This window comes from Bacillus sp. D7-8, from assembly GCF_052055895.1.
GTDB lineage: Bacteria > Bacillota > Bacilli > Bacillales > Bacillaceae > Bacillus > Bacillus velezensis.
Genome location: NZ_CP179922.1, coordinates 3,906,858 through 3,916,873 on the forward strand (window position 1 = coordinate 3,906,858; position 10,016 = coordinate 3,916,873).

The window sequence follows — 10,016 nt, forward strand, 5'->3', positions numbered from 1 at the left end:
AAACCATCTTTTTTTAAAAAGATGGTTTTACGCTTCTCTTTCAGACAATAGTTCTAGGATACGTTCAAGATCTTCATTTGAGAAAAACTCAATCTCAATCTTCCCTTTTTTCTTTTGTCTCTTTATATTTACTGTTGTTCCGAAATAATTTTGCAAATACGATTCCCGCTCTTTTAACACAACATCTTGAACAGGTTCTTTTTTCTTTGTTTCACGTGGAACATTGTTGTTTAACTGCTGAATCAGCTGCTCAAGCTGACGGACGTTCAGCTGTTCTTCAACCACTTTCTTCACAAGCGGCTCAAGCTTGTCTTTATTTTTCAAACCAAGCAAGGTTCTGCCGTGTCCCATGGATAACGTACCTTCTGCAATGAGGTTCTGGATGCTTTCCGGCAGCGTCAGCAGTCTTAAATGGTTGGCAATATGAGGCCTGCTTTTCCCGAGCCGTTTAGCGAGCTGTTCCTGGGTTAAATCCAAATGCTTCAGCAATGAGTCATATGCCAGAGCCTCTTCAAGCGGTGATAAGTCTTCACGCTGAAGGTTTTCCAAAAGAGCGATTTCCCGCATCAGCGATTCAGATAAATCCCGCACGATAGCCGGCACTGTCTCTTTACCGGCAAGTTTTGCGGCGCGGTAACGGCGTTCGCCGGCTACAATATCATAGCCCTTCAATGATTTTCTCACGATAATGGGCTGAAGAATGCCATGCTGAATGATAGATTCCTTCAGTTCAGCTAATGACTCATCGTCAAATTGTTTTCTTGGCTGATAAGGATTGGGGCGTAAATCACTGATTTTAATCTCTTCCACTGTCTCTTCAGACAAATCAACCTGATTAAACAACGCGTTAATCCCTTTTCCGAGCCCGCCTTTAGCCATTCGCTGCCACTTCCTTTGCTAAATCTAAATATACTTCCGCACCTCTCGAACGCGGATCGTATAATATGATCGGCTTGCCGTGACTCGGCGCCTCACTTAAACGGACATTTCGAGGGATAATGGTTTGATACACTTTATCTCTAAAGTATTTCTTTACCTCTTCTATCACTTGAATGCCGAGATTCGTTCTGGCATCAAGCATCGTCAGAAGCACTCCTTCTATCATTAAGTCGGTATTTAAATGTTTTTGCACAAGCCGAACTGTATTTAATAATTGACTCAATCCTTCAAGAGCGTAGTATTCGCACTGAACCGGGATAACGACTGAATCTGAAGCGGTAAGCGCATTAATCGTTAATAACCCGAGAGACGGAGGACAATCAATAATCATGTAATCGTAATTTTGTTTCACTGATTCTAATGCTCTTTTCAGCCTGACCTCCCGTGAGATCGTCGGAACCAATTCGATTTCCGCTCCCGCAAGCTGGATCGTGGCCGGAATGACATCTAAGTTCTCTACTGAAGTCGGTTTAATAATATCTGTAACATCTGCATCATCTACTAAAATGTCGTACACACAATGATCCACATCGGCTTTTTCAATCCCTAATCCGCTCGTTGCATTGCCCTGCGGATCAATATCAACAAGAAGAACCCTTTTACCTATGTAAGCCAAGCAAGCCCCCAGATTAACAGAAGTCGTCGTCTTCCCGACTCCGCCTTTTTGGTTCGTAATTGCTATGATTTTTCCCACGATGTCACCTACCTTCACATGAACATGTACTGTCTTGTTTCTATCTTATCAAAAAAAGAGTAAAGCGTTTTATTTTTTTCATAATTTGTTTATCAGCAAGTGAAAAAAATGTAAACGGAAAAGACACTTTCTAATATAAGTTCTCCGATAAAGTGACTTTTTTGACTGTAAAAAGACAATTCACGACACAAAAAGATAAAATTTTACATATATAATGTATAGTGCACAATAAATCTATCATTATCTCAAAATAGTTTTTTGATTAAAATAAAAACTCCCCTGCTGATCAGGAGAGTTTTTATTTAGGTATCCGAATGGTAAGCTGGATGTACTCTTCGAATTCTTCTTCTTCAGTATTCAGTCTGACGCCGCTGTCTTCTACCATAGACAGTGACTGACGAATCGTATTCATCGCAATTCTTGTATCCCTGCTGAACGCTTTGCGTCTCGGCTTTGGTTTCTGCTTATTCTGTTCAAGCATTTTCACCACTCTGTCTTCCGTCTGCTTGACGTTTAAGCTTTTCTCAATGATTTCCGCAAGCAATGTGACCTGAAACTCCGGCTGTTTGAGCGGAATCAGTGCTCTTGCATGACGTTCCGTAATTTTTTTCTCCATAATCGCATCCTGGACGGGTTCCGGGAGCTTTAACAATCGGAGCTTGTTCGCAATCGTTGACTGGCCTTTTCCTAAGCGCTGCGCCAAGGCTTCCTGTGTTAAATCATGAAGTTCTAACAGCCTTGCGTACGCATGAGCTTCCTCAATGGAGGACAATTCTTCCCTTTGCAGGTTTTCAATCAAAGCGACAGATGCTGTTTCCGTATCAGAAAAATCTTTAATAATTGCGGGAATCTTCTCCCATTCAAGCGTCTGTACCGCTCTCCAGCGCCTTTCACCCGCAATGAGCTCATATTGTCCTTCATCTTCTGTATGTCTGACAACAATCGGCTGAATGATGCCGTGTGTATGGATAGTCATTGCTAACTCTTTGATTTTTTCATCTGAGAAAATGGTGCGTGGCTGAAAACGGTTGGGAACGATAGCATGTACCGGTATTTCGAGTATCTCTTCTTTGTTTGTATCATGCTCAGCTATCTCCGGTTCCTCTTCCTTCTCACCAAACCCGAAGAAACGAGAGAATGAATGCTTCATGTACCTACACCACCTTTAAAAACTGCCATTTTTATAATTCTATTTTCTCATGGTTTTTCCTGCTGTATCTTCATCAATTTTGCAGAAAATATGATGGAATTGTCACATCAGGCTGTCTAAATTACCCTTCAATTGGCGATTTATTTGGAGTACCCGGTTTTCTCGGATATTTTTTCGGAGTGCTTTTCGTCTTGCGAATGATCATGATGTTCCGTTCACTTTCTTCAACTGGAAGTGTAAAGGAATGAACTTGTTCAAGCTCTCCTCCCAATACTTTAATCGCCTTTTGCCCCGCTTTCAGCTCTTCATCAGCTGCTGCTGCCTTTAGTGCGGCAAATACGCCGTTTTTCTTGGCCAGCGGCAGACAAAGCTCACTCAGGACCGACAGACGCGCCACCGCACGGGCCGTCACGAGATCGAAGCTTTCCCGTACGTCTTTCCGCTGTCCGAATGTCTCCGCTCTGTCATGGACAAATGACGTATGCTCTAATTGTAAAGCATCAGAGAGAGTTTCCAAAAACGTAATCCGCTTATTCAGTGAATCGACGATGGTGACATGCAGATGCGGGAAGCAGATTTTGATGGGCAGGCTTGGAAAACCGGCGCCGGCGCCGACATCACAAAGAGTGGTGACCTTTTCAAAATCAATATAAAATGCCGCCGTTATCGAATCATAAAAATGCTTGAGATAAACATCCTTTTTCTCAGTGATGGATGTCAGATTCATTTTTTCGTTCCATTCCACGAGCATCCGGTAATACAACTCGAATTGCTCCAGCTGGCGGTCAGAAAGGGAAATCCCTTTCTCCGCTAAACTGGATATAAATTCCTCTATATTCATGCCGTCATCCTTTCTATTCAGCTACCTTGGCAATACGGCCCTGCTCCAGGTATACCAGCAGGATTGAAATGTCTGCCGGATTGACGCCGGAAATACGGGACGCTTGAGCAACTGATAAAGGACGCACTTCTTTCAGCTTTTGACGGGCTTCAGTAGCAATTCCTTTAATGGCGTCATAATCAATCCGATCAGGGATTTTTTTGTTTTCCATTTTCTTCAGCTTTTCCACTTGCTGCAAGGATTTTTCGATATATCCTTCATATTTCACCTGAATTTCCACTTGTTCCGCCACATCTTGCGGAACCGGAGAATCTGCAGGCGCAAGTTTTGTCACTGTTTCATAGTTCATTTCCGGACGTTTCATTAAATCTGTGCCGCGCACTCCGTCTTTCAGCTCGCTTCCGCCGAGTGAACGGATATATTCCTGATTCTCAGGAGACGGCTTGATAATAACAGACCAGAGACGTTTTTTCTCTGCCTCGATCGCCGCTTTTTTCTTCTCAAACGCTTCATAGCGCTCATCAGAAATTAAGCCGATATCGTGGCCGATTTCCGTCAGACGAAGATCCGCGTTGTCGTGACGGAGCAGCAGTCTGTATTCCGCCCGTGAAGTCAGCAGACGGTACGGTTCATTGGTTCCTTTCGTTACCAAATCATCAATCAATACACCGATATAAGCATCGGAACGGCTGAGGATCACTTCTTCTTTTCCAAGCGCTTTGCGGCCTGCGTTGATCCCTGCCATAATTCCTTGCCCGGCTGCTTCCTCATAACCTGATGTACCGTTAATTTGACCGGCTGTGTACAGGTTAGGGATTTTTTTCGTCTCCAGTGTAGGCCAGAGCTGCGTCGGTACAATCGCGTCATACTCAATCGCGTATCCGGCTCTCATCATCTGCACCTTTTCCAGTCCCGGAATGGTCGCCAGCATCCGCTGCTGCACGTCCTCAGGAAGACTCGTGGATAAACCTTGAACGTATACTTCCTGCGTATTTCTGCCTTCCGGCTCAAGGAAAATCTGATGACGCGGTTTATCATTAAACCGAACGACTTTATCTTCAATCGAAGGGCAGTATCTCGGTCCCGTTCCTTTAATCATACCGGAATACATTGGCGAACGATGCAGGTTGCTGTCGATGATCTCATGAGTCTCAGGACTCGTGTAAGTCAGCCAGCAAGGCAGCTGATCGGTAATGTATTCAACCGTTTCATATGAGAAAGCGCGCGGAACCGGGTCCCCCGGCTGGATTTCTGTTTTGCTGTAATCAATGGAATCGCTTGAGACACGAGGAGGCGTGCCCGTTTTAAAACGGACGAGATCAAAACCGAGCTCCTCTAAGTGCTCAGAAAGTTTAATAGACGGCTGCTGGTTATTCGGACCGCTTGAGTAAGACAAATCACCGAGAATGATCCGCCCTCTTAAATACGTTCCGGTTGTCAGCACGACCGTTTTTGCCTTATATTCAGCACCGGTTTGCGTAATGACACCGCGGCACTCCCCGTCTTCAATGATTAAACGCTCGGCAATCCCTTGAAGAAGTGTCAAATTCGGTGTTTTTTCCAGCGTATGCTTCATTTCGTGCTGATATTGGAATTTATCCGCCTGCGCACGCAGCGCCCGTACGGCCGGACCTTTTCCTGTATTCAGCATTCTCATTTGAATATGAGTTTTATCTATATTTCTAGCCATTTCTCCGCCGAGCGCATCAATTTCGCGGACGACAATCCCTTTCGCGGGGCCGCCGACAGACGGATTACATGGCATAAACGCAACCATATCAAGATTGATCGTCAAAACAAGCGTTTTGGCTCCCTGGCGCGCGGATGCGAGGGCAGCCTCAACACCGGCATGCCCGGCGCCGATGACAATCACGTCGTATTGGCCTGCTTCATACCCCATGGTTTTTTCCTCCCTTTTATTTACCTAAACAAAATTGTGAAAAGAGCTGATCAATTAAGCTTTCGTGGACGGCATCACCGATGATTTCGCCCAGCAGCTCCCAGCACCTTGTCAAATCAATTTGGACCATATCAATCGGAACATCCTGTTCAATTCCGTTCAGCGCATCATCAATCGCTTGCTTTGCCTGATGCAGTATCGAGATATGACGGGTGTTGCTGACATAGGTGAGATCTCCGCTTTCGATCGCTCCTGTATAAAATAGCGACTGAATCGCTTCCTCTAAATCTTGAATGCCTTCTTCTTTCAGCAATGAGGTCGTGACGACAGGCCGGCCTTTCGCCAGTTCCTTGACGCGCTCAGCGTCAATCTTAGCCTCAAGGTCCGTCTTATTCATAATGACAATGACGTCCATTCCCTCAACCGCTTCAAACAATTTCACATCTTCTTCAGAAAGCTCTTCGCTGTGGTTAAGCACAAGCAAAATGAGATCCGCTTCCTTCAGAACCTGCCGTGACCGTTCCACACCGATTCTTTCGACGATGTCTTCTGTCTCACGGATTCCGGCGGTATCGACAAGCCGAAGCGGCACGCCTCGGACATTGACATATTCCTCAATCACATCACGCGTCGTTCCCGGAATATCGGTTACGATCGCCTTCGTTTCATGGACAAGGCTGTTAAGCAGAGAGGATTTTCCGACGTTCGGACGGCCGATGATCACGGTAGACAGTCCCTCACGCAAAATTTTCCCCTGCTCAGACGTACGGAGCAGCGCCTCGATTTCTTTCTTCACGCCGCTTGCCTTCTCCACTAAAAGCTGATGCGTCATTTCTTCGACGTCATCATATTCCGGATAATCTATATTAACCTCAACATGGGCAAGTGTTTCTAACAACTCATCACGCAGACGGCGGACAAGCGCGGAAAGCCGTCCTTCCATCTGGTTCATGGCGACATTCATGGCACGGTCCGTTTTGGCCCTGATCAGATCCATCACCGCTTCCGCCTGTGATAGGTCAATCCGTCCGTTTAAAAATGCGCGCTTCGTAAACTCACCGGGTTCTGCCAGTCTCGCACCTTCTCTTAAAGCAAGCTGGAGCACCTGATTAACCGTCACAATACCCCCGTGACAGTTGATTTCAATGACATCTTCCCTTGTGAATGTTCTGGGGGCTCTTAAAACAGACACCATGACTTCCTCAATAATCCGTCCCGTCGTGCTGTCCGCGATATGCCCGTAATGAATGGTATGCGATTCTGCCGAACTGAGCGTTTTGCCTTTCGGACCCTTGTACATTTTGTCGGCGATCTTTACGGCTTCCGGGCCGCTCAGCCGAACGATCGCGATCGCGCCTTCACCCATCGGAGTTGAAATCGCTGCAATTGTATCCATGCTGTTCACCTCTCTTTATCTCTGTTTCCATCTATATAAAAATTTTATTTACGCCAAAATTAAAAGATAACATAGTTTGGTTTGAAGTGGAAGATACGTTATCCACAAAGGCAGAAATTCATCCCTTATTACTTTAACTTATCCACATGTGAATAACAATTAATTTTATTTCCTAAAACCTTTTTTATCAACAGCATAGACCGAAAAAGAAAAAACTTAAACGCAAAAAATGCGATTCTGCTTAGGAATAGAGCCATTTTTACCAATAAAAAAACCGAAGTTCCGATTTTACCCGGACTTCGGTTTTCTGCTATCTTTATGGGAAATAACGAGGTGGCGGTACCGGCCTTCACCGGTAGAAAACGTTTTGATATTTGGATGCTTTGACAGCGCGTCATGGATGATTTTTCTTTCACCTGACGGCATCGGTTCTAAATGCACATCTTTTTTCGTTTTCGACACTTGCTTGGCCAGCCTGTTTGCCAGCTGCTCCAGAATTTCTCTTCTTTTCCGCCGATAATTCTCAGCGTCGACAACGGCTTGGCGATACTGGCCGGAGCCGCGGTTCAAAACAAGCTGCGTCAATGTTTCCAGGGCATTGAGTGTTTGTCCTCTTTTGCCAATAAGCAGCGCCGCTTTTTCACCTTTAATGTGAAAACAGACTGTTTTCTTGTTTTCTTCCGTAACAATCTTAGAAGGTCCGGCAATGGAATGGATGATTTCTTCCAAATACGCTTTCGCTTCATGAACAGGATTTTTTTTCTCTTCCAGTTCTACGATCGCATTCCTTTTTCCGAAAATACCCAAAAACCCTTTGTATTCTTCTTGCACCACCGTTATTTCTACTTGATCTTTCGTCAGTTGAAGTTCCTGAAGGCCTGATTGAACTGCTTCTTCGACATTCCGTCCCGTAGCAGTCACCTTCTTCACTTTTTCTTTCCTCCCGCTTTCTGCGTTTCCGGATCGTGTTTAATGTCAGGTCCTTTAATAAGGAATGTCTGAGCAATCATAAACAGGTTTCCGACTACCCAATACAGAGAAAGCGCGCTCGGGAAGTTGATCGCAAATACGATAATCATGATCGGCATAATCCATACCATCATTGCCATTTGAGGATTCTGAGTCGGATTTCCGGCCATCATCAGCTTCTGCTGGACAAAAGTGGCCACCCCGGCAACGATAGGAAGAATATAGTAAGGATCCTTCTCTCCTAGGTCAAACCATAAAAAGCTGTGCTGTGAAATGGCTTGCGTACGCATAATGGCGTGGTAGAATCCGATCAAAATCGGCATTTGAATCAGGATTGGGAAACATCCCGCCAGCGGGTTTACCCCGTGCTTTGAAAACAGGGCCATCGTTTCCTGCTGAAGCTTCTGCTGCGTTTTTTGATCTTTAGAGCTGTATTTTTCTCTGAGCTTCTGCATTTCAGGCTGCAGCGCCTGCATCGCTTTTGAGCTTCGAAGCTGCTTGATCATCAGCGGCAGAATCAGCAGACGAATTAAAATCGTAACGATGATGATCGATAAACCATAGTTATCGCCCGTCAGTTTCGCTACGTACGTAATGACTTCTGACAATGGATACACAACATATTTGTCCCAGAAATGCGGACTATTCGCCGTAATCGGCTCTTTCACACTCGAGCACCCGGCCAGCAGCACGAGCATACCGACCATACTCAGTAGTAACCATATTCTCCTTTTCAAGAACGTTTCCTCCTATACCAATCTTTATGAACCTTGTATGTATTTTAGCATCTTTCAGTTTCAAATGGCGTTCATTTTTCGCCAAATAAAAGGAAGCGCTTTTAAAAACGTGAAGAAAACAAAATATGAGCTATTTTGACGAAGATTTCTTATATAATGAGGTTTTTCTGAATAAGTGCTGCAGACTCTTTTTCGTTTCTTCAAAACTGAGGTCGCCGGCGGGTTTTCTTGCGATAATAATAAAATCTTTCGGCTTGAGCAGCTCTTTTTCCTCCTGAACAGCCTGTCTGATTAACCGCTTCACCCGATTGCGCACGACGGCATTGCCGATTTTTTTACTGACAGAAAGCCCTACCCGGAGCTCTTCCTGTTTCGGCTGATCAAGCGTATACAGCACGAACTGGCGGTTTGCCATAGACGTTCCGCGTTTAAACACTTTTTGAAAATCTTCATTTTTCTTTAACCGATTTCGCTTCTTCACTTTAATTCACTCCGATATTCACTCGCAGAAACTTTTATTTCTATCTAAAAAAAACGGGCCGCCGGAATACTGAAGAAATTTCTCCAGTACCGGGCGACGCATGACATCTCACTCTCTTAATGTGAAAAAAGACCACTGACATTATTCAGTGGCCTAAGCTGATAATACTTTTCTGCCTTTGCGGCGACGGCGTGCTAATACTAGACGACCGTTTTTTGAACTCATACGGCTTCTGAAGCCATGAACTTTACTGCGTTTACGGTTATTCGGTTGGAATGTTCTTTTCATTTATGACACCTCCCTCGAGGAATAGCTGTTAAAGACAGTCTTACTTATTATATTTGTGCTGCCTATTCATTGTCAACTTCAGCAGTGCTTTTATTTCTTACAACCATAATAGGATAACATACCTTAACCAGTTTAGAAACCTTATTTTTCATATTCCTTTTTTTAACGCAAAAAAAAAGCCGCGCTCCCCCGGAAAAACGACATGTGGATAATTTTTTGGCCTTTTTTTAATATCCACAGTCGTTATCGACAACATTTTCACATTGCTAACCCCTGTGGACAAAGATTTTTCAACAAGTTGTCAGGTTTGTGGATAAGATTACGAGAACCATTGCAAGTCCTCGCTTAATTTGATATTATATTTGTGTTTTAACTCTTAATTACTTATCCAGTCCATTCTCCTTATCCACAAACTGTGGATAAGTTGTGGATTGTTTTCACACAGCTTGTGTAGATTGTTGTCCACAACTTGTGGAATTTGTCGAAAAGCTGTTTTTCTACTATACTATATGTTTTCAACATTTCGTGTGTACGAATGGTCAGAGCCATATGCTCTTTTTTTGTGTTCTATAACAGGGAAAGGGCGCTGATTTTTAAAGAAAAGGAGGGCTGTGCCGGATA

At 44.3% G+C, this 10,016-nt stretch carries 10 protein-coding genes; all 10 read right to left on the reverse strand.

Translation table 11 applies throughout. From position 1 onward, the window contains the following. Positions 1-27: 27 nt before the first annotated feature. The 10 genes from ACKTRM_RS19355 to rpmH all read right to left on the reverse strand — a co-directional run bounded on the left by ACKTRM_RS19355 (position 28) and on the right by rpmH (position 9,395). Positions 28-879, reverse strand: a complete 852-nt coding sequence (locus ACKTRM_RS19355; protein ID WP_012118944.1) for a ParB/RepB/Spo0J family partition protein — start codon at positions 877-879, stop codon at positions 28-30. Continuing rightward, the gene (gene soj / locus ACKTRM_RS19360; RefSeq protein WP_007409899.1) at positions 872-1,633 is read right to left on the reverse strand and encodes a sporulation initiation inhibitor protein Soj; all 762 of its coding nucleotides are present in this window, start codon (positions 1,631-1,633) and stop codon (positions 872-874) included. Before soj ends, ACKTRM_RS19355 begins: the two co-directional genes overlap by 8 nt. Positions 1,634-1,931: 298 nt before the next feature. Then, positions 1,932-2,783, reverse strand: a complete 852-nt coding sequence (noc, locus tag ACKTRM_RS19365) for a nucleoid occlusion protein (RefSeq protein WP_007409900.1) — start codon at positions 2,781-2,783, stop codon at positions 1,932-1,934. 121 nt (positions 2,784-2,904) lie between these two features. Beyond that, the gene (gene rsmG / locus ACKTRM_RS19370) at positions 2,905-3,624 is read right to left on the reverse strand and encodes a 16S rRNA (guanine(527)-N(7))-methyltransferase RsmG (protein WP_012118945.1); all 720 of its coding nucleotides are present in this window, start codon (positions 3,622-3,624) and stop codon (positions 2,905-2,907) included. A gap of 13 nt (positions 3,625-3,637) precedes the next feature. Then, entirely contained in the window at positions 3,638-5,524 is a 1,887-nt protein-coding gene (gene mnmG / locus ACKTRM_RS19375; protein WP_007615086.1) for a tRNA uridine-5-carboxymethylaminomethyl(34) synthesis enzyme MnmG, read from the reverse strand. Between the two features lie 16 nt (positions 5,525-5,540). Next, positions 5,541-6,920, reverse strand: a complete 1,380-nt coding sequence (gene mnmE / locus ACKTRM_RS19380; RefSeq protein ID WP_007409903.1) for a tRNA uridine-5-carboxymethylaminomethyl(34) synthesis GTPase MnmE — start codon at positions 6,918-6,920, stop codon at positions 5,541-5,543. A 288-nt stretch (positions 6,921-7,208) separates the two neighbouring features. Beyond that, on the reverse strand, positions 7,209-7,850 hold the full coding sequence (gene jag / locus ACKTRM_RS19385) for an RNA-binding cell elongation regulator Jag/EloR (RefSeq protein ID WP_012118946.1): 642 nt from the start codon (positions 7,848-7,850) through the stop codon (positions 7,209-7,211). Next, entirely contained in the window at positions 7,847-8,596 is a 750-nt protein-coding gene (spoIIIJ, locus tag ACKTRM_RS19390) for a YidC family membrane integrase SpoIIIJ (RefSeq protein WP_007409906.1), read from the reverse strand. Before spoIIIJ ends, jag begins: the two co-directional genes overlap by 4 nt. A gap of 160 nt (positions 8,597-8,756) precedes the next feature. After that, positions 8,757-9,107, reverse strand: coding sequence for a ribonuclease P protein component (gene rnpA, locus ACKTRM_RS19395; protein WP_004392944.1), 351 nt, complete (start codon positions 9,105-9,107; stop codon positions 8,757-8,759). 153 nt (positions 9,108-9,260) lie between these two features. Continuing rightward, positions 9,261-9,395, reverse strand: a complete 135-nt coding sequence (gene rpmH / locus ACKTRM_RS19400; RefSeq protein ID WP_003178075.1) for a 50S ribosomal protein L34 — start codon at positions 9,393-9,395, stop codon at positions 9,261-9,263. Between the last annotated feature and the right edge of the window lie 621 nt (positions 9,396-10,016).